The following is a 23372-nucleotide window of genomic DNA, read 5'->3' on the forward strand; positions in this document are numbered from 1 at the left end:
TCCGCTCCAGGTGCTTCGCTTTCCGCGGCCGTGCCGGGAAGCCTCCTCGGCGCTGAAGCGCCTGCGGGGTCTCCCCTGCCCCGTACTCCCGCAGGAGTCTTCGCACCTTCCGCTCCAATCAACAGGGGTGCATTAACTTAGAATTACCACACACTTTTTCCAGCCTAGACAAGTGTGTAGCAATCTTTTTATATTTTGGCATGCTGCGGTGAGTAACACTTGCTCACTCGCATTATGCAATCCCCGTAACCTACAATAGCGAAGCCTCATGCAGTTCTTTTGAATCTGCGAAGCTTCGCTCTACTTTTTCCTTTCTAAATTTATAAAGTACTTTCCTGATTTTGAAAGCCGGTTAATTCTTACCTTTTCCTTATGCTCTTCCAAAGTCTCCTTTTCTGTAAGATTGGTGCCATTATCAATATAGGTAGCAAGGAGTGGATTGGAGCGAAAGGTGCTTGACTCCTGCGGGATGTAGAGGAAAGGTCGAGACCCCACAGACGCGCAGCGTCGAGGAGGCTCGACTTCCTCCCCGCGGAAAGCAAGCACCTGTAGCGGAAAGGAACGGTCCATTTGTATACAAAAAACAACATTCTATAAGAAAAGAGCCAAAATAAAAGACTGTCGAGAGTTTCTCGACAGCCTGAGCCATCTTTTTAAAAAAAGATGGCTTTTTGTTGAAAAAATTAAAGGAATTTGACTTTTCTTAGCGAATTAATGCTTATAGAATTGCGAATTAACTTTTTCAAGGTCTTCATTAAATTTTGCATGGGTTGCTTGGAAAATGTGTTCGAAGATTTCTCCAAGCTCTTCCTCCATCACCTTAATGCCCTCACCAGTAATACCGCCCTTAACACAAACCTTTTCTTGTAATGAAGGTAATGTATAATGCCCTTGTTTTATTAACTCTCCTAGTCCTATAATCATCTCACTAGCCATTACCGTTGCTGTCTCTTGATCGATCTCAGTTTCTTTTACAGCTGCAAGAATAAAACGTTGCAGAAGATAACTGAAAAATGCTGGACCACAGCTAACGATATCAGAAGCAACTCTTGTTATTTTCTCATCAATTGTTACTGGAACCGAAATCTTCGCGAACAAACTCTCTACTTTTGTTTTCCAATTCTCACTGCAATGACCCCCATACGTAATGAGAGAGACTCCCGCTAATGCACGATTTGTAATGCTCGGAATAACCCTGACCACTGAACAAGTTGTCTTCTCCTCAAGAAGGTTTGTATCGATAGGACTTGTGATGGAAATGATACATTTTCTATTATTCAAATGTGGATTAATCTCATTAAGTATTTTATAGACATCCAAAGGTTTAACACAAATAAACACTAAATCGGATTGAGATGCCACTTCAGCTGCATTTTCCCCAACCCTGATCCCTCTATATTTATCTTTAAGCAGCATCGCTTTTGTTTTTGATCTATTTGTAATAACCATTGAAGAAGGGGAAACTGCTTTTCCATCGATTAAAGCCTCGACCAAAATTGTCCCCATATTACCGGTACCAATGATACCAATTTTCATTATTCCGACCCTCCTTCGCATGCAGATTCTCTAATAACAATATGAAATTAGCTAGTGAAATATACCAATAGAAAGGGTGGATTCAATTTGAAGGATTGGATAAATGAGCATAAGCTTTATATCATTATTGCGGCCATTCTAGCCTTAGGAGCCATTTATTATGTCTTAGAGGAAAGTAAATCTGTTGTGAGTAATGTAGAAAATTTTGTTCCACCAGAAGTAAAGGACGAGAATGAAATCCAAAAAACTCAAAACCAGACTGAGGAAGTTGCTATTATAATAGTGGATGTAAAGGGGCAGGTGAAAATGCCAGGGGTGTATTCATCTAAACAGGGAGAAAGGGTGATAGATGTAATACAACGAGCTGGAGGACTAACTGAAAACGCAGATGAAAGCAAAGTGAATTTTGCAGAGCATGTTCAAGATGCTATGGTTATTTATATTCCTGCAATGGGAGAGGAAGGGATTCCCGTTGCGGCGGGAACAACAGGGACACTTCCGCACACGGACGGTGGATCAACAAACCAAGCAAAAATTAATCTCAATAAGGCAGATATAAATGAATTGCAAAACTTACCTGGAATTGGTCCTTCAAAAGCCACTGCCATAATCGAATATAGAGAAACAAATGGGTTGTTTAAAAGTGTTGAAGATTTGAAAAATATTAGCGGGATTGGTGATAAAACATTTGAAAAACTAAAAGATCTAATTGTTGTTCAATAAGAATTATAATTGACCTATTAAAGACTTCGATATTACACTAAAGAGAGAAATAAATCGAATTTTGGAGGAGTTGGAGAAGTGGAACGCATTTCATGGGATCAATATTTTATGGCGCAAAGCCATTTGCTGGCATTAAGAAGTACTTGCACTAGGTTAACAGTGGGAGCAACGATCGTTCGAGATAAGAGAATTATTGCAGGCGGCTACAACGGGTCAATTGCGGGTGGAGACCATTGTATTGATAAAGGCTGCTATGTCATCGATAATCATTGTGTTAGGACGATTCATGCCGAAATGAATGCCCTCCTGCAATGTGCTAAATTTGGTGTACCTACAGCAGATTCAGAGATTTATGTTACTCATTTCCCATGCCTGCAGTGCTGTAAAGCGATAATACAAGCTGGGATTAAAACAGTCTATTATGCAGAGGATTATAAAAACCATCCCCACGCAGTGGAATTATTTCAGCAAGCAAGTGTAAAAACAGAAAAGGTTGAACTTAAAGAGTCTGTGATTGATTTTCGTAAAATAAGTCAATAATCCTCAAAACTAACGCCGGTTACCCGGCGTTAAATACATCCCCGGATTAATGGAGATAACCTCATGAACGGTAAATATTTCTATTTTGCGATTACTGCCATATTAGGTGTATTAACTTCCCTTTTCTTTTTTCTGCCTTCTGTACTTTGTTCAATTATTTACTTTTATCTCCTCTACAGGTATAAAAGGTATACAAAATTACAATTGGTCCTCCTCACCTGCCTTTTTCTTCTCTTTTTCATCACCGGTAAACATACAATCATAAATAATAAAACCAACCTGCCAGATTCCCTTACAACCTTTTATCTAGAATATACGGAAAATACAAAGCTTGATGGTGATTTGCTTCAGGTTAGAGCAATTGACCTAAAGAATAAGGAAAGGCTTTTAATACGCTATAAAATTAAATCGGAGGAAGAAAAAGATACTCTAAAAGGCACCAATTTTTATGGACGTGTTTGTTATGTTAAAGGGGTATTAACAGACCCATCTATTGCTAAAAATCCCAATGCTTTTAACTACCGTAAATATTTAGCCAGTAAAAAAGTATATTATGTACTTGAAATAGAAAATAACCCCCTAAATCAATGTGCTGAAGTTAAATCAACTCCATTAACCCTGATTAAAGAAGTGCGATTTACTGGCATTCACTATTTGGAAAAACACTTTCCTCCAGAAATTGCTTCGCTGTCAGCTGCCTTAATATTTGGCGATAGAAGTATGTTTGACCCTGAAGTCCTATTGAATTATCAAAAAACCGGCATTGTTCATTTACTGGCAATTTCGGGCCTTCATGTTTCCTTGTTAATTGGAATGGTTTTTTATTTAGGAATTAGAATTGGTTTGACTAGGCAATTCATGACGAATTTTCTTCTGATCATTTTGCCGATATATGCCATTCTAACAGGTGCTTCTCCCTCGGTAATTCGCGCAGTTCTAACGCTCTTCCTTATTTTATCTATTATAAAATGGAACAAACAAATCAAATTGTCACCCATTGATGCCATAAGCCTTACATTAATGATTTATGTGTTTTTTTCTCCTTTAATTATCTTAGATGCCGGCTTTCAGCTATCTTTTTCAGTAAGTTATGCCATTATTTTATCACTCAGAATTTTACCAAGGTACCAACAAATTATCACAGCGATGATTGCTATATCCATTATCGCTCAGCTCGCAGCATTACCGATTTTACTTTATCATTTTTTTGAAATCTCCTTTATTAGCATTGCAGCCAATCTTCTTTATATCCCGCTTTTCTCGTTTTTATTTCTCCCAGGATTATATATCCTTTTTCTTATTCAAATTGTTTTTGGTGATAGTCCATCCATTCTCATAGCCCTATTTATGAAAATCATTACTTTAGCAAATGGAATAATTGACTATCTAGCAGACCTATCTTTCGCACAGCTTGTCACGGGAAGGCCAAACTTAATGATCTTTACTATTTATGTGGTGATCATCTTCTTTATTTTTCTATTATGGGAAGCGGGTTTTCAACAAAGGAGGAAACAAAAGGCTATTTATTTAGCGATTGCCTTAGTTACGTTTCAGACCGTATTTAATTGGGCAAATCCATTTGGTGAAGTCACTATGATAGATGTTGGACAGGGCGATAGTATTTTGATTCATTACCCCTTTGGTAAAGGTACTTATTTAATTGATACAGGGGGAACGATTCAATTTGAAGAGGAAGAGTGGAAAAAGGCAGCAAAACCATATGAAGTCGGAAGAGATGTGGTAGTCCCTTATTTAAAAGGAAAGGGTATTACAAAAATAGATAAACTCATTCTTACACATGGTGATACCGATCATATTGGCGGAACTCTTGCCGTTTTAAAGGATATAAAAGTGAAACAAATATTAATGCCCTCAGTTGCTGAACCTTCAAAATCTGAAATAAATATCATTCAGGAGGCAAATAAAAGACAAATTCAGGTTGTTAAGGTGGCTGAAGGGAGCCAATGGAAAAATGGTAAAAGTTTATTCTATGTTCTAAGTCCTGAAAAAAATTATCAAGGTGAACGAAATAGTGGTTCAATTGCGATTATCGCAAATATAGGAGGGCTTAACTGGTTTTTTGGCGGAGATCTCGACCAGGAGGGAGAAGAAAAGATTATTGAGAAATATCCTAATTTACATATTGATGTACTGAAGGCAGGACATCATGGCAGTAAAACCTCGACGAGTGAGAAATTTATAAATAAAATTAAACCCTCTATTGCCTTAATTTCAGTTGGTGAACGTAATCGTTATGGCCATCCTCATAACGAAGTCTTAGAGCAGCTCTCGAATACAACTATATACCGAACTGATAACCAAGGTGCCATCACCTATAGGTTTTATAAGGACAGTGGAACCTTTTCTGCCTATTTACATAAGATAAAGCAATAACATCTCCAAAAACGAAAAAGAGACTGCAGGATTGCAGCCTCCAACAAATTAATTATGTAGCATTACATTAGGATCCGACAACTTTAATAACTGTAGCAATAATAAACATTGTAGCAAAAAAACCAAAAGAAACAACAAAGCCTATCCCAGAATCGATTGCGTCATTACCTTTACTTTGCACATTCTTTTCAAATTCATTCACAATATACCCCTCCTATTTCACATAATAGTATAAGCGATTTAACTTCAAAAATCCAGTATACATTCAATATCTGCTTCCTCTATTGACAAGAGTTGACACAAATACTTTATCCCAAAAAGGTGACACTAAATTTACACAAGGAACTCCGCCAGGCAATTAAAAGATCCTAGGGCATTAATTGCGGGCGTTCATTATAGATCGGGAATTGGCGCTTTTTACGGAAGCCGTCAATTCCCTTTTAACACTTGTCAAATCGTCCAAGCTTCATTACGATAGAGAATGGAACGTAAATTGAAGGGGAGCTTGGATAATGGTATTAGAAGTTTGGAAACAAATTAAACAACGGGAAATTGCTCCCATTTATTTATTATATGGTACAGAGACTTTTTTAATCAATGAAACGAAACAATTGCTGCTAAATCAGGTTTTAGATGAAGAAGAAAAGGACTTTAATTTTACCGCGTATGATTTAGAAGAAACACCTATCGAAACGGCGTTAGAGGATGCAGAAACCTTCCCTTTTTTAGGTGAAAAAAAGGTGATATTTTTACATAATCCCAAGTTTTTAACTGCTGAAAAGACAAAAGAAAAAATTGACCATAATATCTCCAGATTTGAAATGTATATTAAAGAACCTGCTCCCTATACAATCTTGGTTATCTCGGCTCCGTATGAAAAACTTGATGAACGAAAAAAGATTACCAAAGAGCTAAAAAGAAGTGCTGTCACAGTAGAAGCAAAAAAGTTGAACGAGCATGACTTGAAAAATTGGGTAAAGGAAAGAGCAAAAGTACAGGGCATTGTTTTTGATCATGATGCACTCGAACTCTTGATTACACTTGTAGGTACGAATATGTTTATGATTACAAGTGAAGTGGATAAATTAGCGTTGTATGCTGCTGAGGAAAAACAAATTAATGCCACAATGGTTGAAAAATTAGTTTCGAGATCTCTGGAGCAAAATATTTTTACCTTAATTGAAAAAGTAGTCCAAAGAAGACCGGAAGACGCACTAAGAATTTATTATGATTTATTAAAGCAAAACGAGGAACCGATTAAGATATTAGCACTGCTTGCAGGGCAATTCAGGCTTATTTATCAGGTAAAAGAGCTTTCGAGAAGAGGGTATGGACAACAGCAAATGGCTGGTTTTTTGAAAACTCATCCCTTCCGAGTAAAGCTTGCTGCAGGACAAGCCAATCAATTTACGGATGAAGAATTGACCAACCTAATAGGGATGCTGGCAAATGCTGACCATCAAATGAAAACGGGAGGCATGAATAAATCATTACTAATAGAATTGTTGTTATTTAAAATAAAACGTTAAAACAAAAAAACGATTCCAAATAGGAATCGTTTTTTCATGCGCTCTTATTATAGAGAGTTAGCTTTTTTAGCAAGACGTGATTTTTTACGAGCAGCAGCATTTTTATGGATAAGTCCTTTAGCAGCAGCCTTGTCTAGTTTGCTAGCAGCAGTTGAGAATGCTTCTTTAGCAGCAGGAGCATCGTTAAGAGTAACAGCAGCTTCTACTTTCTTAACAGCAGTACGCATTGCAGATTTAGCAGTTGTATTTTGAGCATTACGAGCTTCGCTTGTTTTTACACGCTTAATAGCAGATTTAATGTTAGGCATTACTTTCACCTCCTACAAAGAATCGAGACTATATGAACTCGACTTTACCTTCATTCACAATTAATCAGAACAAGTGATATTTTATCAAAACAAACCCTAGATTGCAATACTAGATTATTTTCATATAAGAATAAACTTGAATGTTTTAGCGAAAAAGGGGCAAAAATAGGAAATAGTTTCTATTTAGAATTTAAAGATGGGAGCGCGACATGATGCAGGAGAACTTAAATACCAATATAGACTTAAGTCAGTACTCAATTCGAACGGATTTAGCGATTGAAGCAAGAGAAATGGTTATTGCTGATAGGGAAGGGACAGTCAATCAAGCGGAGAACATCTCACAAATTGAAGGGGTCATCATAAAAGAAAAAGATGTAGATGATATAAAAATATCATTAGTTGAGGTCACAGAAGAAGGCGGAAATCAACTAGGTAAAAAAGCTGGACGTTATTTAACACTTGAAGTACAAGGGATTAGGCAGCAGGATACACCGTTGCAACAAAAAGTTGAGGGGATTTTTGCAAAAGAATTCGCGCACTTTCTAGAAGGCACAGGGATTAAAAAAGATGCAACTTGTCTTGTTGTTGGCCTGGGAAATTGGAATGTGACTCCTGATGCACTTGGACCGATGGTTTGTGAGAACCTACTTATTACCAGACACTTGTTCCAATTACAGCCAGAGAGTGTAGAAGAAGGATATCGTCCAGTTAGTTCTTTAGTTCCTGGGGTAATGGGATTAACAGGAATTGAGACGAGCGATATTATTTTTGGAGTAGTGGAAAAAACAAAGCCTGATTTTGTTATAGCTATTGATGCATTAGCAGCTAGATCAATTGAAAGAGTCAATTCTACCATCCAAGTCTCTGATACAGGTATTCATCCAGGGTCAGGTGTAGGGAATAAAAGAAAAGAATTAAGCAAAGAAACATTGGGAGTGCCTGTAATAGCTATCGGAGTTCCGACTGTTGTTGACGCCGTTTCAATTACGAGTGACACGATCGATTATATCCTGAAGCATTTTGGTAAGGAGCTTAAGGAAGGAAATCGTCCTTCAAGAGCCCTCGCACCCGCGGGTATGACGTTTGGGAAGCGAAAAAAACTTACCGAAGATGATCTTCCGGAAGAAAAACACCGTAAGACCTTCTTAGGGATGATTGGAACTTTAGAAGAGGAAGAAAAACGTAAATTAATCTACGAGGTTCTATCCCCTCTTGGACATAATCTAATGGTCACTCCAAAAGAAGTGGATGTATTTATTGAAGATATGGCTAACCTTATTGCAAGCGGCTTGAATGCTTCTCTCCACAGTAACGTCGATCAAGGGAATGCAGGTTACTATACACGTTAATGTTCTTTTAACCACCTCTTAATTGTGAATTATGGTTCTAGCAATTCTAGTAATGTCATAAGTATTTACTAGAATCAAATTGAGAGGTGGAACCATGAAATCTACTAGGAATTCTGGATTGTTTTTGACGGTGCAAGGGACGAATCTTATAAAAGTAACCTCTTTTATCTTATTGTTTATGGTATTGGTGTTTTCCATCAGTGGGTTGTTAACATCATTAAAGCCCCAATTCCGACCTATGTCTAACTCTGTAAATACAGCAGCGAATCAAGTTAATGGGAAAATGCTCTATCAACTAATGGCATGGGAGAATCATCATTTCCTGTCCATTGAAGATAATTTAACAGCAAGCCCTAAGTTAACCAACTTAATTTTTAAGCTTTCGAGCAATATTAATTTAAACGACCCTAGAAGTCTTTTAGGCAGGGAACTACCCGGATTTTTTCAGTTTGACGGAAAAATTGTTGTCGCCGGTGAAGGTTCCAACTATACCAATATGCCAATGGAATCAGCACCACCAATAGAAATTATGCAAGCAGAGCGCGAGGCTTCATTGCAGAACTTAGAAGGAATTGATCAAGGCGACAGCGGTGGTGAAAAGCCTTCACCGTCACTTACGACAGGTGAAAAGAAGGTCGTACATCTCTACTTTACACATAATCGCGAGTCCTATCTCCCTTATCTGCAAGGAGTCACCGATCCTGACCTGGCGTATCATTCTCAATTAAATGTAACGAAAATAGGCGATAAATTAAAAGAAAGCCTAGAGGCTAGAGGGATTGGAACATCGGTTGATAAAACAGATATAATGGGGACAGTCAAGATGCCAGTTACTTATCGAAAATCAGGTGAATTGGTTCAGACTGCAATGGCACAAAACCGTGAAATACAATATTTAATCGACATCCACCGGGATGCACGCCGGAAGGATAAAACTACACCAATAATAAATGGACAAGCCTATGCACAGTTGGTTTTTGTAGTAGGTGGAAACAACCCTAACCATGAAAAAAATGAAAAGTTAGCCACAGATCTCCATAATCTTTTACAAGAGAAATATAAAGGGATCAGTTGGGGAGTTTTGAAAAAAGCAGGCGCGGGCTCAAATGGAGTATATAATCAAAATCTTTCTGAGAATGCCTTATTAATTGAATTTGGCGGCGTCGACAATACATTTGAAGAGATAAATCGTTCAGCTGAGGCACTAGCCGATGTTTTCAGTGAATATTTCTGGCAGGCAGAAAAAGTGAATGCTGAACCTTCCACGGATAAACAATAGAGGTAAAGGAGCATGTCATATGAAAATGTTCATGCTAAAGTTTTTCTGTATCCTGGCGCTGATGTTTATTTCGGTCTTAGCTGGGATGCAATTGGCTAATGACGGTATTCATAAGATGAAAGGCTACGATGACCCGAATTTTCAAAATGCTGTTGCAATAAATGACAATGGTGAACAAGTTAAGGCAACTTTTTTGGGAAATGAAATATCGTCTCATGATCTAAACGAAAAGAAAAAGAAGCTTGAGGAAATAAGTGCCTTTAATCTATTTTCCTCGATGGGAAAGAAGATTTCACAAGGTGTCTCTAATGCTTCAGAAAAACTGATTAATCTAATAACAAAATAAATATTCCTAGCGGATCCTTCTCTTGGATGCCGCTTTTTTTTTGTTGTTTCAGTTTTAATTGAATCTTATTTCCCGTACTGATATAATCAAAAATAGTGTAATTGTGCGAGTTATAGTAGGAGTGAAACACATGAATAGAGAAGAAAAATTAAAAAGACAGTCTAAGATAAGAAATTTCTCGATTATTGCCCATATTGACCACGGGAAATCAACATTAGCAGATCGTATTTTAGAAAAAACCAATGCATTATCATCCCGTGAAATGAAGGCTCAGCTTCTAGATTCGATGGATTTAGAAAGAGAACGCGGGATTACGATTAAGTTAAATGCCGTACAATTAAAATACAAAGCAAAAGATGGTGAAGAATATACTTTCCATCTTATTGATACACCTGGGCACGTCGATTTTACCTATGAGGTTTCTCGAAGTTTGGCTGCCTGTGAGGGTGCAATTTTAGTTGTTGATGCCGCACAAGGAATTGAAGCGCAAACCTTGGCGAACGTTTACCTTGCTTTAGATAATAACCTTGAAATTTTACCGGTTATCAATAAAATCGACTTACCAAGTGCTGAGCCTGAAAGAGTCCGTAATGAAATCGAAGAGGTGATTGGACTTGATGCTTCTGAAGCGGTTTTAGCGTCTGCTAAAGCGGGAATTGGGATTGAGGACATCCTAGAACAGGTAGTGAAATCTGTTCCTGCACCAACTGGTGACCCTGATGCTCCATTAAAAGCACTAATTTTTGATTCCCTTTATGATGCTTATCGCGGTGTCGTTGCTTACATTCGTGTGGTAGAAGGAAGCGTAAAAGTTGGCGATAAAATTAAAATGATGGCTACTGGTGCAGAATTTGAAGTGAATGAAGTTGGAGTATTTACACCAAAATCATTGCTCCTAGATGAACTTACAGTTGGTGATGTTGGGTTCCTTTCAGCATCGATTAAAAATGTTGGCGATACACGTGTCGGTGATACGATTACGAACGCTAAAAACGGTGCGACAGAAGCACTGCCAGGTTACCGTAAGTTAAACCCAATGGTGTATTGTGGCTTGTATCCAATCGATACGGCAAAATTCAATGATTTACGTGAAGCACTAGAGAAACTGCAATTAAACGATTCTGCGCTTCAATTTGAGCCTGAAACATCTCAAGCCCTGGGTTTTGGTTTTCGCTGTGGATTCTTAGGACTACTTCATATGGAGATTATTCAAGAGCGAATTGAGCGTGAATTCAAGATTGATTTGATTACAACAGCACCGAGTGTTATCTATGATGTACACATGACAAATGGCACTCAAATAAAAGTGGATAACCCTTCAAATCTTCCGGATCCACAGAAAATTGACCATGTTGAAGAGCCTTACGTAAAAGCAACGATGATGGCTCCAAATGAATATGTCGGTGCGATTATGGAGCTGTGTCAGCAAAAGCGTGGTATGTTTATTAATATGGATTACCAAGGTGAAAACCGTGTAAGCATTATTTATGAAATTCCGTTAGCAGAAATTGTTTACGATTTCTTTGATCAACTTAAATCTAGCACCCGAGGCTATGCATCATTTGATTATGAGTTAATTGGCTATAAACCGTCTAGCTTGGTTAAGATGGATATATTGTTAAACGCTGAAAAGGTGGATGCCTTAAGCTTTATCGTTCATAAAGATTTTGCCTATGAACGCGGCAAAGTCATTGTTGAGAAGCTAAAGGAATTAATCCCAAGGCAGCAATTCGAAGTTCCTGTCCAAGCGGCTATTGGTCAAAAAATTGTTGCTCGTTCAACCATTAAATCCATGGGTAAAAACGTATTGGCTAAATGTTATGGGGGAGATATCTCTCGTAAACGAAAGCTGCTCGAGAAACAAAAAGAAGGTAAAAAACGGATGAAACAGGTTGGTTCTGTAGAGGTCCCACAAGAAGCCTTCATGGCTGTTCTAAAAATGGATGATAATAATACAAAAAAATAAAAAATGAAACGGGAGGTTGGGATGTCTATTTATAGGCGAAATCCAGCCTCTTTTTACTAGAAAAATATGTCTAGCTGCAGCGCCTAGGGGCTCTAAGGTCTAAGTCAATCCGTCAGAAAGGTTAATGAACAACCTTCCCGCCGGCTCGTCTAGACTCACGCCCCGAGGAAAAAATGAACTTCTTTTTTCCCTGAGCAAGGCGCTCCCGCTTTTCCAGGAAGGTGAAAGTATGATTAAAGCTGCTTATCTCCATATACCCTTTTGTGAGCACATTTGCCATTACTGTGATTTTAATAAAGTATTTCTTAAAGGGCAGCCGGTGGATGAATATTTGCAGGCACTTGAGCAGGAAATGCTCCTAACATTAAACAAATATCCAACTGAAAAACTGCAAACCATTTTTGTGGGCGGTGGGACACCGACCTCCCTAAATGAAAAGCAGCTTGAAAGGTTTTGCGAAAGTATAACCCGGAACTTACCAATGAGTAGAAATGTTGAATTTACTTTTGAAGCAAATCCAGGTGATTTAACAATAGAAAAGTTACAAATATTAAAAGATGCAGGTGTAAACCGCCTTAGTCTCGGTGTTCAAACCTTTAATGATGACTTGTTAGAGAAAATTGGCCGTGTACATCGGGCAAAAGATGTTTACCAAACAGTAGACAATGCCAAGTCAATTGGTTTTGATAACATCAGTATTGATTTAATCTTCAGTTTGCCAACACAAACGATTAACGATTTTATGGAGTCATTAGCACAAGCCTTTACTCTAGATATTCAACATTACTCTGCGTATTCATTAATTATTGAACCAAAGACCGTTTTTTACAATCTCTTGCAAAAAGGCAAACTGCCACAACCTGGAGAAGATACGGAAGCAGCAATGTATGAACTGCTTATGGAGCAAATGGAAAAGCACAGATTTAATCAATATGAAATTAGTAATTTTTCAAAGCCTGGCTATGAAAGCAAGCATAACCTAACATACTGGAATAACGATTACTATTATGGGTTCGGAGCAGGTGCTCACAGCTATGTGAATGGCTGGAGACGCTCGAATGCAGGACCATTGAAAAAATATATGGAACTAATTGATAGCGGGAACCTCCCTATCTTTCAGGAACACCAAACTTCAAAAGCAGAACAAATAGAAGAAGAAATGTTTTTAGGTCTGCGAAAAACAGATGGAGTATCAATATCCCATTTCATCGAAAAATTTGATATTGACCCGCTGAAAATATTTGAAAATGAGATTTCTGATTTGATTGCAAAAAAATGGATAGAAGTAAAAAAAGATAATATATATTTAACAAAAAAGGGGAGGCTTTTAGGCAATGAGGTCTTTCAATCATTTTTAGGGGTTACGAACGAACTGCTATCTTAGGTGGCTTTCAATTTCTTAATACCAAATGATTGACACCGTCCCCCTATTTTTGATAATTTATTAATATAATTAGCACTCGACATCAATGAGTGCTAACAGAGGTGATGAAAGGTGTTAACAGATCGTCAATTATTGATTCTTCAGGTTATTGTTGATGATTTTATTCGGTCTGCACAACCTGTCGGCTCAAGGAGTTTGTCGAAAAAGGATGAAATTTCATTTAGTTCTGCGACTATTCGTAATGAAATGTCTGATCTTGAGGAATTAGGCTATATTGAAAAAACGCATACTTCTTCTGGTCGTGTTCCATCTGAAAAAGGCTATCGGTATTATGTAGACCATTTGCTGTCGCCTCAAGCATTAAACAAGCAGGATATTACGATTATCCAATCAATTTTCGCCGAGAAGATTTTCGAGTTTGAAAAAATCATTCAAAAATCAGCGAAAATCTTATCCGAGTTAACCAATTATACTTCTATCGTTTTAGGCCCTGCTGCCAGCTTCAATAAACTTAAAAGGATTCAAATCATCCCTTTAAACAAGGAAACCGCTGTTGCGATCTTTGTAACTGATTCTGGACATGTTGAAAACAGAACGTTTTATTTGCCTCCTTCAGTTGATGCAAGTGATTTGGAAAAAACGGTCAACATCTTAAATGAGCGTTTGACTGGGGTAGCTCTAGAAGATCTAAACGATAAAATCTACAAAGAAGTAGCCATGTTACTAAGACAGCATATTCGCAATTATGATTTAATGCTGCATACGATTGCAGATTCGCTAAAAATGCCTGCTAACGAAAAGCTCTTCTTTGGTGGGAAAACAAATATGTTAAGCCAGCCAGAGTTTCATGATATCAATAAAATTCGTAGTCTTTTACAAATGATTGATCACGAAGAGTGGATTTATCCTTTGATTAAAAATGAATCAGCTGGTATAAATGTTAAAATTGGCAGAGAAAACAATAATAGCGCTATGGAAAATTGCAGCCTTATAACCGCCACCTATTCGGTTGGAGCAGAAAAGTTGGGTACGATTGCCATTCTTGGGCCAACTAGAATGGAATATTCCCGAGTAATTAGCTTGCTGCAGTTTTTAAGCAAGGATTTAACCTCAGTGTTAACGAACCTGTATCAAAAATATTAGGGGTGGAAATATTGAGTAAGGGTGAAAATACTGCGTATTTCAACTAAGTGAAATACACTTTTTTCACCACCTTTTCATGGAAATAACTTTAAATAATAAATGTTTAACAATCCTTTAAGGAGGTGAGTAAGTTGACAAAAGAAAAGAACAACACTCTAAATGAGGAAGTTGAATCTGAATTGAATGAACATGCGGAACTTACCAATGAGGAAGCTGAAATGGTTTTTGCTGAAGCAGAGGATTCAAAGGTAGATTCAAAGGAAATAGACTATTCTGCTGAGATACAAACGTTAACCAGTAAATTAGAAGAAGCAGATAATCGTTACTTACGTTTACAAGCAGATTTTGATAACTTCCGCCGTCGTACTCGATTAGATATCGAGGCGGGTGAGAAATATAGAGCACAAAAGTTAGCAATTGAACTGCTTCCTGCGTTGGACAATTTTGAAAGAGCTTTGAATATAGAAGCAGATAATGAGCAGTCAAAATCGTTGCTACAGGGTATGGAAATGGTGTATCGCGGATTAGTAGAAGCTTTGAAAAATGAAGGCGTTGAAGCGATAGAAGCAGTTGGAAAAGAATTCGATCCTAATTTCCATCAGGCGGTTATGACTGGTGAAGATGAAAATTATGGCTCGAATATTGTGATTGAAGAATTCCAAAAGGGTTACATGTTAAAGGATCGGGTTATCCGTCCGTCGATGGTAAAAGTAAATCAATAAGACCTACATATTGGGTATAGGAGGAAAAGGAAATGAGTAAAATTATCGGTATTGACCTTGGTACAACAAACTCATGTGTCGCTGTTCTCGAAGGCGGCGAACCAAAGGTAATTCCAAATCCAGAAGGAAACCGCACAACTCCATCTGTTGTGGCATTTAAAAATGGTGAACGTCAAGTAGGGGAAGTGGCAAAGCGTCAAGCAATCACAAATCCTAATACGATTATGTCCATTAAACGCCATATGGGAACTGATTATAAAGTAGAAGCTGAAGGAAAAAATTATACTCCACAAGAAATGTCAGCAATTATCCTTCAATATCTAAAATCCTATGCTGAAGATTATCTTGGAGAGCCAGTAACAAAGGCGGTTATTACAGTACCAGCTTATTTCAATGATGCAGAGCGTCAAGCAACGAAAGATGCAGGTAGAATTGCTGGTTTAGAAGTTGAGCGTATTATCAATGAGCCGACTGCTGCGGCACTTGCATTTGGTCTAGATAAAACAGATCAAGACCAAACGGTTCTTGTTTACGACTTAGGCGGCGGTACTTTTGACGTATCGATTCTTGAACTTGGTGATGGAGTATTTGAAGTAAAATCAACTGCTGGGGATAATCGTCTTGGTGGTGATGATTTTGACCAAGTTATTATCGATTACTTAGTAGAACAATTCAAAAAAGAAAATGGTATCGACCTTTCTCAAGATAAAATGGCACTTCAGCGCTTAAAAGATGCTGCTGAAAAAGCGAAAAAGGATTTATCAGGTGTAACTTCTACACAAATTTCTTTACCTTTTATCACTGCTGGGGCGGCTGGTCCACTTCACCTTGAAGTAACGATGACACGTGCTAAATTTGATGAGCTTTCTGCTCACCTTGTTGAACGGACAATGGGACCAACTCGCCAAGCATTAAGTGATGCGGGTTTAACACCATCACAGCTAGATAAGGTTATTCTTGTTGGTGGTTCAACTCGTATTCCTGCAGTACAAGAAGCAATTAAAAAAGCAACTGGGCAAGAACCACACCGTGGAGTTAACCCTGATGAAGTAGTAGCAATGGGTGCTGCTATCCAAGGAGGCGTAATCACAGGTGATGTTAAAGATGTAGTATTACTTGACGTTACACCACTTTCACTTGGTATTGAAACAATGGGCGGCGTGTTCACAAAGTTAATTGACCGTAACACAACAATCCCAACTTCTAAATCACAAGTTTTCTCTACTGCTGCTGATAACCAAACAGCTGTTGATATCCATGTTCTTCAAGGGGAACGTCCAATGGCGAACCTTAATAAGACATTAGGACGCTTCCAACTATCAGATATTCCACCGGCACCACGTGGAATTCCGCAAGTTGAAGTAACGTTTGATATCGATAAAAACGGTATTGTTAATGTACGTGCTAAAGATCTTGGCACAAATAAAGAGCAGCAAATTACAATCAAATCTTCAACTGGTCTTTCTGATGAAGAAATTCAAAAAATGGTCAGAGAAGCAGAAGAAAACGCAGAAGCTGACAAACAGCGTAAAGAAGAAGTGGAACTTCGCAATGAAGCAGACCAACTAGTCTTTACAACTGAAAAAACATTAAAAGACTTAGAAGATAAAGTAGATGCTTCTGAAGTTGCAAAAGCAAATGAAGCAAAAGATGCTCTAAAAGAAGCAATTGAGAAAAATGACCTTGAAGAAATCCGTGCTAAAAAAGACGCTTTACAAGAAATTGTCCAAGCGTTAACGGTTAAGCTTTATGAACAAGCGGCTCAGGCAGCACAAGGAGCACAAGGTGCAGAAGGCGGAGCTGCAGGACCTAAAGATGACAATGTAGTAGATGCTGAATTCGAAGAAATCAAGGATGAAAAATAGAATTTCGACCTAGTAGCTTATGAAAAAGTCAAAGTCAGCATCGGCTTTGACTTTTTCTTTGTTAATTGTGTTTTTATTGTCCAGCTCCAGGCGCTATCGGCTCGGGCATAAGCCAATCCGTCAAGAAGGTTAAAGAGCAACCTTCATGCCGGCTCGTCTTATGCTAATCGCCGATAATCAAGCGCCTTGTGCATTTCTTATTGCAATGACGTTCTTATAAATGTTAGAATAATCTTTATGTGAAAGATTCGGGAGTGGTAATCATGAGTAAACGAGATTACTATGAGGTGCTTGGTGTTAGTAAGAGCGCTTCTAAGGATGAGATAAAAAAGGCATATCGAAAGCTCTCTAAACAATATCATCCAGATATTAATAAAGAGGCTGATGCAGCAGATAAATTTAAGGAAATCGCTGAAGCTTATGAGGTTTTAAGCGATGATCAAAAAAAGGCTCACTATGATCAATTCGGTCATACTGATCCAAATCAAGGCTTTGGCGGAGGCGCTGATTTTGGCGGTGGTTTCGGCGGCTTTGAAGACATCTTTAATACGTTTTTTGGCGGTGGCGGCGGATCACGCAGACGCGATCCTAATGCACCTAGACAAGGTGCAGATCTACAGTACACGATGACGATAACGTTTGAGGAAGCAGCATTTGGAAAAGAAACAGATATTGAAATTCCTCGTGAAGAAACATGTGGAACATGCAGTGGTTCAGGTGCTAAAAAAGGGACCAAAGCTGAAACATGTCAGCACTGTCATGGAAGCGGTCAATTAAACATTGAGCAGAACACACCATTTGGCAGAGTCGTTAATCGCCGTATTTGCCACCATTGTAATGGGACTGGTAAAGAAATTAAGCATAAATGTTCAACTTGTGGCGGCACAGGTAAAGTGAAGAAACGGAAAAAAATTCATGTGAAAATTCCTGCTGGTATTGACGATGGTCAACAGTTAAGGATTTCTGGACAAGGTGAGGCCGGAATTAACGGTGGTCCAACTGGTGATTTATATATTGTTTTCCACGTCAGAGAACATGAGTTTTTTGAAAGAGATGGCGATGATGTATATTGTGAAATGCCAATCACATTTGTTCAGGCTTCACTGGGCGATGACATTGAAGTACCGACACTCCATGGGAAAGTGAAATTAAAGGTTCCTGCTGGAACGCAAACAGGAACAAAATTCCGACTCAAAGGAAAAGGTATTCCGAATGTACGTGGTTATGGAGTAGGGGATCAGCATATTATTGTCCGTATTATTACTCCTACTAAATTAACAGATAAACAAAAGCAGCTTCTTCGTGAATTTGCCGATTTAAGCGGTAACTCACCAATTGGTGAACATGAAGAAGGTTTCTTTTCAAAAGTAAAACGAGCCTTTAAGGGCGATTAAGGATTGGAGTTGGTAGAATGAAATGGTCTGAACTTAGTATTCACACTACAAACGAAGCGATAGAACCAATATCGCATATTTTACACGAGGCCGGTGCTAGCGGTGTAGTTATTGAAGATCCTTTTGAACTAACAAAGGAGAGGCAAGATCAGTTCGGGGAAATCTACCAACTCAATCCAGATGATTACCCTGAAGAAGGAGTTATCGTTAAAGCATATCTACCAGTTAACAGCTTTCTAGGTGAAACCGTAGACGCGATTAAAGAATCCATTAATAATCTTATTATCCACAATATAGATATTGGGGAAAATACAGTCACCATTAGTGAAGTGAATGAAGAAGAATGGGCTACAGCATGGAAGAAGTATTATAATCCTGTTAAAATCTCTGAGAAGTTCACGATTGTACCAACTTGGGAGATTTACACTCCTGTCAGCAGTGATGAATTAATCATTGAATTGGACCCAGGAATGGCCTTTGGAACAGGAACACATCCGACAACCGTTATGTGTATACAGGCACTAGAAAGAACGGTTCGGCCAGGGGACAGGGTCATTGATGTAGGGACTGGTTCCGGTGTGTTAAGTATTGCTGCAGCGATGTTAGGAGCAGAAGATGTTCGTGCCTTTGATTTAGATGAAATAGCTGTTACAACAGCCCGTCTGAACATTAAACTTAATAAGGTCAGTGATCGGGTAACTACGGCACAGAATAATCTATTAGACGGTGTGGAAGAGAATTCAGCAGATGTTATTGTTGCGAATATTTTAGCTGAGGTTATTTTACGTTTTACAGGTGATGTAGCTCGTGTTGTTAAACCTGGAGGTTCTTTCATTGCTTCGGGAATCATTCAGCAGAAGAAAGACATGGTAAAAGAAGCTCTTATTTCTTCTGGATTTGAAATTACAGAGACAATTTTAATGGAAGATTGGGTTGCGATAATTGCGAAAAGGTTATAATGCTTATAAAAAGGGGATAATTCCCCTTTTTTCTATTTCACTGCTTTAAATGTGACAATTATTGCAGTAAAATAAAGAGTAAAATGTTTTAGAGGGGTGCATCGTGTGCAACGCTACTTTGTTAAACAGCGAGCAAATGAAAACAGTTTTGTAATTGATGGCGATGACCATCATCATATAATAAAGGTTATGCGGATGGAAATCGGCGACAAAATCATTTGTGTCGATCCCAATGGGGAAACTGCAGTTTGTGAAATTGCAAAAATTACCGATGAACAAGTCGTTGCAGACGTTGTACAATGGAAAGATGAGAAATCAGAGTTACCCATTTCAATCACGATTGCAAGCGGACTCCCAAAAGGGGACAAACTTGAATGGATAATTCAAAAGGGTACTGAACTTGGTGCGCATGAATTTATCCCTTTTGCTGCCCGTCGTTCTGTCGTAAAATGGGATGATAAAAAAGCAGCTAAAAAAATTGAGAGATGGCAAAAAATTGCCAAGGAAGCTGCGGAGCAATCCCATCGGGGTGTTGTACCTGAGATCATAAGCCCATTGAATTTTAAAGCTTTGATAGAGAAAAGCAAAAATTTCAATTATAAATTAGTCGCGTTCGAGGAAGAGAGCAGAAGTGGTGAAACAACTAATTTCTCCTCGACGTTACAAGCAATGAACCAAGGGGATTCCCTGCTCATCGTGTTTGGTCCAGAAGGAGGACTTACTGAAGAAGAGGTTCAAGTTTTAAAGGAAAATAACTTTGCCCTGTGCGGCTTGGGACCGCGAATATTAAGAACGGAAACGGCGCCCTTATATGCTCTAGCGGCAGTTTCCTACCATTTTGAATTAATGAGGAGATGAATAAAATGCCAACAGTCGCTTTTCATACACTAGGATGTAAGGTGAATCATTATGAGACTGAAGCAATCTGGCAATTGTTCAAGCAAGAAGGCTATGACCGAGTTGATTTTGAATCAATCTCTGATGTATATATTATTAATACTTGTACTGTAACAAATACAGGCGATAAAAAAAGCCGGCAAGTAATCCGGCGGGCCGTTCGAAAAAATCCTGATGCCGTTATCTGTGTAACAGGATGTTACGCCCAAACATCACCAGCAGAAATTATGGCAATACCTGGTGTTGATATCGTAGTGGGAACCCAGGATCGAGTTAAAATGCTAGAATACATTGAACAGTATAAAACAGAACGCCAGCCGATAAATGGTGTAGGAAATATTATGAAAAATCGGGTTTATGAGGAGCTTGATGTTCCTGCATTTACTGATCGAACACGTGCTTCTTTAAAGATTCAAGAAGGTTGTAATAATTTCTGTACTTTTTGCATTATCCCATGGGCGCGCGGGTTAATGAGATCACGTGATCCAAAGGAAGTTATCCGCCAAGCACAACAGCTTGTGGATGCGGGGTATAAAGAGATCGTATTAACTGGTATTCACACAGGTGGATATGGTGAGGATATGAAGGATTACAATTTAGCATTGTTGCTGCGTGATTTAGAAGCCCAAGTAAAGGGACTTGAACGACTTCGAATTTCATCCATTGAAGCAAGCCAAATTACCGATGAGGTAATCGAAGTGATAAAACACTCTACTATTATTGTTCGTCATTTGCATATCCCAATTCAATCAGGGTCAAATACTGTACTAAAAAGAATGCGGCGTAAATATACGATGGAATTCTTTGGTGAAAGATTAGACCGTCTTAAAGAAGTACTTCCAGGTCTTGCGGTTACATCTGATGTAATCGTTGGTTTTCCGGGTGAAACGGAAGAGGAATTTATGGAAACATATAATTTTATTAACGAACATAAATTTTCTGAACTTCATGTTTTCCCTTATTCCAAGCGTACAGGAACGCCTGCTGCGCGTATGGAAGACCAAGTAGACGAAGAAGTTAAGAATGAGCGGGTACATCGCTTAATCACACTTTCTGATCAATTAGCAAAGGAATATTCTTCACAATTCGAGAATGATGTTTTAGAAGTAATTCCTGAAGAAGAATTCAGCGATGGGTTATATGTAGGGTATACAGATAATTATTTAAAAGTAGTATTTCCTACAACAGAGGAAATGATTGGCAAACTTGTTAAAGTAAAAATTACAAAAGCAGGTTATCCATACAATGAAGGACAATTTGTAAGAATTGTTGAAGATGATATAAAAGCAGAAGTATTTACAATAGAAGAAGCAGCCATTTAAGGACCAATTTTGGTCCTTTTTTTACGTTAATTTGGGTATTCTAATGTTAGTATCAAATTTCTTTAAGAAAAGGGGTAAGTAAAATGGCTACTACCAATGTTGCTTCAATGATTGACCATACCTTGTTAAAAGCAGACGCAACCCGTCAGCAAATTGAAACCCTTTGCCAGGAGGCAATAGAACATAAATTTTTTTCAGTTTGTGTAAATCCAACTTGGGTAAGCATTGCTAGAGATTTACTTAACGGCAGCGACGTTAAGGTGTGCACGGTTATTGGATTTCCTTTGGGGGCAACAACTCCAGAAACAAAGGCATTTGAGACAACCAATGCTATTGAAAACGGTGCTGATGAAGTGGATATGGTTATCAATATTGGTGCATTAAAAGATAAAAATGATGAATTAGTTGAAAAAGATATCCGTGCAGTTGTTGAAGCGGCAAAAGGCAGAGCGTTAACCAAGGTTATTATTGAAACAAGCCTTCTTACAAGGGAAGAAAAAATTCGTGCCTGTGAGCTTGCTGTAAAGGCTGGTACAGATTTTGTAAAAACGTCCACAGGATTCTCAACGGGCGGTGCTACAGTTGAAGATATTAAACTGATGAGGGAAACTGTTGGACCAGATATTGGCGTGAAAGCTTCCGGAGGAGTTCGTAACACGGAAGATACGGAAAAAATGATTCAAGCAGGAGCGACGAGAATTGGTGCAAGTGCAGGTGTTGCCATTCTTCAAGGTTTAACAAGTACTTCCGATTACTAAAAAGACGGCCATGGCCGTCTTTTTTTATTGTTTTATTTTTCCACCATGCACTTTCAGGATCATTTCACCAAATCTAGTGGCAAAAGGCAGAACCATGATGGATGAAATCACATTAAAGATAACACTAATATGAGCTAATTGAATCATCTTTTCATCTGCTAGCAAATGAGCATTTTCGGATAAATATGGAATAAAGGGAGTGAAAAGTAAAACACCAGCAACATTGAGCCAAACGTGCGCAAAGGCAGCCAGTCTAGATTCTTTCCCTCCTCCAATTGAAGCGAACAGTGCTGTAATACATGTCCCAATATTCGCACCAAATACGATCGCGATACCAGCGTCAAGATGAAGAAGACCTGCTGTTAAAAAACCCATCGTGATACCTGTCATAGCTGTACTTGATTGAATAATGGCAGTAATGAATGCTCCAGTTAAGATACTTAGTAAGATGTTATCGTTAATAGAGAGGATAAAATTATTGATAAATGGGAGTGCAGTTAATGGCTGAGCTAAGAGCTCAAAGCCTTTCATTGCTGTAAAGACTGAGGCGATTCCAAAGGTGACCATTCCGACGCTTCTTATTTTTATTGATTTAAAAAAGGTAAGAAATGCTCCGATAATAGCGAGTGGTACCAAAACTTTATCAAGATTGAAGGTAATAAGTTCAGTTTTAAAGGTTGTTCCGATATTTGTTCCTAAAATAATTCCGATTGATTGAGGAAACGTCATGATTTTTGCTGATATTAGCCCGATGGTGATGACCATTACTGCTGAACTGCTCTGTAATAATGCTGTCACAAACGTCCCAGTCACCATACCTTTAAATGGTGTACTTGTAAGTTTGGTTAACCATCCTTTTAGTTTATTACCTGATAAATTAAATAATCCAAACCTTATTATGGTCATGCCAAAGATAAATAATAAGATAAATAATATAAATAATAGTATGTATAGCATG

General features: G+C 38.3%; 20 protein-coding genes and 2 pseudogenes. 17 read left to right on the top strand and 5 right to left on the bottom strand.

The genetic code is table 11. The annotated features are described in order from the left end of the window. Nucleotides 1-132: 132 nt before the first annotated feature. Nucleotides 133-334: pseudogene (locus QUG14_RS25735) on the bottom strand (transposase); the annotation flags it as partial. Nucleotides 335-711: 377 nt separating this feature from the next. Continuing rightward, complete coding sequence (gene comER, locus QUG14_RS25740) at nucleotides 712-1536, bottom strand: late competence protein ComER (protein ID WP_289343307.1); 825 nt, start codon at nucleotides 1534-1536, stop codon at nucleotides 712-714. An 87-nt stretch (nucleotides 1537-1623) separates the two neighbouring features. Here comER and QUG14_RS25745 point away from each other — a divergent pair, with 87 nt between their 5' ends. The 3 genes and pseudogenes from QUG14_RS25745 (at nucleotide 1624) to QUG14_RS25755 (ending at nucleotide 5193) form a co-directional block, all read left to right on the top strand. Continuing rightward, a complete protein-coding gene (locus tag QUG14_RS25745) occupies nucleotides 1624-2259 on the top strand; it encodes a helix-hairpin-helix domain-containing protein (protein ID WP_289343308.1) in 636 nt (211 codons plus the stop codon). Nucleotides 2260-2337: 78 nt separating this feature from the next. After that, a pseudogene (locus tag QUG14_RS25750) lies at nucleotides 2338-2784 on the top strand (ComE operon protein 2); the annotation flags it as partial. A gap of 78 nt (nucleotides 2785-2862) precedes the next feature. After that, a complete protein-coding gene (locus QUG14_RS25755; RefSeq protein ID WP_289343310.1) occupies nucleotides 2863-5193 on the top strand; it encodes a DNA internalization-related competence protein ComEC/Rec2 in 2331 nt (776 codons plus the stop codon). A 67-nt stretch (nucleotides 5194-5260) separates the two neighbouring features. Here the strand turns inward: QUG14_RS25755 and QUG14_RS25760 are convergent, their stop codons facing one another. Then, complete coding sequence (locus tag QUG14_RS25760; RefSeq protein ID WP_289343311.1) at nucleotides 5261-5395, bottom strand: YqzM family protein; 135 nt, start codon at nucleotides 5393-5395, stop codon at nucleotides 5261-5263. Nucleotides 5396-5705: 310 nt separating this feature from the next. Here QUG14_RS25760 and holA point away from each other — a divergent pair, with 310 nt between their 5' ends. Further along, nucleotides 5706-6722, top strand: coding sequence for a DNA polymerase III subunit delta (holA, locus tag QUG14_RS25765; protein ID WP_289343312.1), 1017 nt, complete (start codon nucleotides 5706-5708; stop codon nucleotides 6720-6722). A 47-nt stretch (nucleotides 6723-6769) separates the two neighbouring features. Here holA and rpsT read toward each other — a convergent pair whose 3' ends face one another. Continuing rightward, the gene (gene rpsT / locus QUG14_RS25770; RefSeq protein ID WP_063251355.1) at nucleotides 6770-7030 is read right to left on the bottom strand and encodes a 30S ribosomal protein S20; all 261 of its coding nucleotides are present in this window, start codon (nucleotides 7028-7030) and stop codon (nucleotides 6770-6772) included. Between the two features lie 212 nt (nucleotides 7031-7242). Between rpsT and gpr the strand changes: the two genes are divergently transcribed. The 13 genes from gpr (at nucleotide 7243) to deoC (ending at nucleotide 22414) form a co-directional block, all read left to right on the top strand. Next, a complete protein-coding gene (gene gpr, locus QUG14_RS25775; RefSeq protein WP_289343314.1) occupies nucleotides 7243-8379 on the top strand; it encodes a GPR endopeptidase in 1137 nt (378 codons plus the stop codon). 94 nt (nucleotides 8380-8473) lie between these two features. Next, a complete protein-coding gene (gene spoIIP / locus QUG14_RS25780) occupies nucleotides 8474-9658 on the top strand; it encodes a stage II sporulation protein P (protein WP_289343315.1) in 1185 nt (394 codons plus the stop codon). A gap of 19 nt (nucleotides 9659-9677) precedes the next feature. Next, a complete protein-coding gene (locus QUG14_RS25785; RefSeq protein WP_289343316.1) occupies nucleotides 9678-10004 on the top strand; it encodes a YqxA family protein in 327 nt (108 codons plus the stop codon). 130 nt (nucleotides 10005-10134) lie between these two features. After that, nucleotides 10135-11970 carry a translation elongation factor 4 gene (lepA, locus tag QUG14_RS25790; protein ID WP_289343318.1) on the top strand — a complete coding sequence of 612 codons (1836 nt, stop codon included), beginning with the start codon at nucleotides 10135-10137 and terminating at the stop codon, nucleotides 11968-11970. A 229-nt stretch (nucleotides 11971-12199) separates the two neighbouring features. Continuing rightward, entirely contained in the window at nucleotides 12200-13354 is a 1155-nt protein-coding gene (gene hemW, locus QUG14_RS25795; protein ID WP_289343319.1) for a radical SAM family heme chaperone HemW, read from the top strand. A gap of 111 nt (nucleotides 13355-13465) precedes the next feature. Beyond that, nucleotides 13466-14497: a heat-inducible transcriptional repressor HrcA gene (hrcA, locus tag QUG14_RS25800; RefSeq protein ID WP_289343321.1), complete on the top strand. Its 1032-nt coding sequence runs from the start codon at nucleotides 13466-13468 to the stop codon at nucleotides 14495-14497. Between the two features lie 131 nt (nucleotides 14498-14628). Then, complete coding sequence (grpE, locus tag QUG14_RS25805) at nucleotides 14629-15219, top strand: nucleotide exchange factor GrpE (RefSeq protein ID WP_289343323.1); 591 nt, start codon at nucleotides 14629-14631, stop codon at nucleotides 15217-15219. Between the two features lie 32 nt (nucleotides 15220-15251). After that, nucleotides 15252-17084 (top strand): molecular chaperone DnaK, encoded by a 1833-nt coding sequence (dnaK, locus tag QUG14_RS25810; protein WP_289343324.1) that lies wholly within the window; start codon nucleotides 15252-15254, stop codon nucleotides 17082-17084. A gap of 263 nt (nucleotides 17085-17347) precedes the next feature. Then, complete coding sequence (gene dnaJ / locus QUG14_RS25815; RefSeq protein WP_289343325.1) at nucleotides 17348-18478, top strand: molecular chaperone DnaJ; 1131 nt, start codon at nucleotides 17348-17350, stop codon at nucleotides 18476-18478. 17 nt (nucleotides 18479-18495) lie between these two features. Continuing rightward, complete coding sequence (gene prmA / locus QUG14_RS25820; protein ID WP_289343326.1) at nucleotides 18496-19437, top strand: 50S ribosomal protein L11 methyltransferase; 942 nt, start codon at nucleotides 18496-18498, stop codon at nucleotides 19435-19437. 105 nt (nucleotides 19438-19542) lie between these two features. Continuing rightward, nucleotides 19543-20295 carry a 16S rRNA (uracil(1498)-N(3))-methyltransferase gene (locus tag QUG14_RS25825; protein WP_289343327.1) on the top strand — a complete coding sequence of 251 codons (753 nt, stop codon included), beginning with the start codon at nucleotides 19543-19545 and terminating at the stop codon, nucleotides 20293-20295. 5 nt (nucleotides 20296-20300) lie between these two features. Then, nucleotides 20301-21656 (top strand): tRNA (N(6)-L-threonylcarbamoyladenosine(37)-C(2))-methylthiotransferase MtaB, encoded by a 1356-nt coding sequence (gene mtaB / locus QUG14_RS25830; protein WP_289343329.1) that lies wholly within the window; start codon nucleotides 20301-20303, stop codon nucleotides 21654-21656. A gap of 83 nt (nucleotides 21657-21739) precedes the next feature. Then, nucleotides 21740-22414: a deoxyribose-phosphate aldolase gene (deoC, locus tag QUG14_RS25835; RefSeq protein ID WP_289343330.1), complete on the top strand. Its 675-nt coding sequence runs from the start codon at nucleotides 21740-21742 to the stop codon at nucleotides 22412-22414. Nucleotides 22415-22438: 24 nt separating this feature from the next. On the opposite strand, the gene QUG14_RS25840 is transcribed toward deoC, so the two are convergent. After that, nucleotides 22439-23371, bottom strand: coding sequence for a Na/Pi symporter (locus tag QUG14_RS25840; protein WP_289343331.1), 933 nt, complete (start codon nucleotides 23369-23371; stop codon nucleotides 22439-22441). Nucleotide 23372: the final 1 nt, after the last annotated feature.

Origin of the sequence: Neobacillus sp. CF12 (assembly GCF_030348765.1) — a bacterium.
Taxonomy (GTDB): Bacteria; Bacillota; Bacilli; order Bacillales; family Cytobacillaceae; genus Neobacillus.

What these genes read in the sequence shown, in the direction of transcription:
- comER (WP_289343307.1), bottom strand. Translation starts at nt 1,536, where the DNA reads ATGAAAATTGGTATCATTGGTACCGGTAATATGGGGACAATTTTGGTC.
- QUG14_RS25755 (WP_289343310.1), top strand. Translation starts at nt 2,863, where the DNA reads ATGAACGGTAAATATTTCTATTTTGCGATTACTGCCATATTAGGTGTA.
- holA (WP_289343312.1), top strand. Translation starts at nt 5,706, where the DNA reads ATGGTATTAGAAGTTTGGAAACAAATTAAACAACGGGAAATTGCTCCC.
- rpsT (WP_063251355.1), bottom strand. Translation starts at nt 7,030, where the DNA reads ATGCCTAACATTAAATCTGCTATTAAGCGTGTAAAAACAAGCGAAGCT.
- gpr (WP_289343314.1), top strand. Translation starts at nt 7,243, where the DNA reads ATGCAGGAGAACTTAAATACCAATATAGACTTAAGTCAGTACTCAATT.
- spoIIP (WP_289343315.1), top strand. Translation starts at nt 8,474, where the DNA reads ATGAAATCTACTAGGAATTCTGGATTGTTTTTGACGGTGCAAGGGACG.
- QUG14_RS25785 (WP_289343316.1), top strand. Translation starts at nt 9,678, where the DNA reads ATGAAAATGTTCATGCTAAAGTTTTTCTGTATCCTGGCGCTGATGTTT.
- lepA (WP_289343318.1), top strand. Translation starts at nt 10,135, where the DNA reads ATGAATAGAGAAGAAAAATTAAAAAGACAGTCTAAGATAAGAAATTTC.
- hemW (WP_289343319.1), top strand. Translation starts at nt 12,200, where the DNA reads ATGATTAAAGCTGCTTATCTCCATATACCCTTTTGTGAGCACATTTGC.
- dnaK (WP_289343324.1), top strand. Translation starts at nt 15,252, where the DNA reads ATGAGTAAAATTATCGGTATTGACCTTGGTACAACAAACTCATGTGTC.
- dnaJ (WP_289343325.1), top strand. Translation starts at nt 17,348, where the DNA reads ATGAGTAAACGAGATTACTATGAGGTGCTTGGTGTTAGTAAGAGCGCT.
- prmA (WP_289343326.1), top strand. Translation starts at nt 18,496, where the DNA reads ATGAAATGGTCTGAACTTAGTATTCACACTACAAACGAAGCGATAGAA.
- mtaB (WP_289343329.1), top strand. Translation starts at nt 20,301, where the DNA reads ATGCCAACAGTCGCTTTTCATACACTAGGATGTAAGGTGAATCATTAT.
- deoC (WP_289343330.1), top strand. Translation starts at nt 21,740, where the DNA reads ATGGCTACTACCAATGTTGCTTCAATGATTGACCATACCTTGTTAAAA.
- QUG14_RS25840 (WP_289343331.1), bottom strand. Translation starts at nt 23,371, where the DNA reads ATGCTATACATACTATTATTTATATTATTTATCTTATTATTTATCTTT.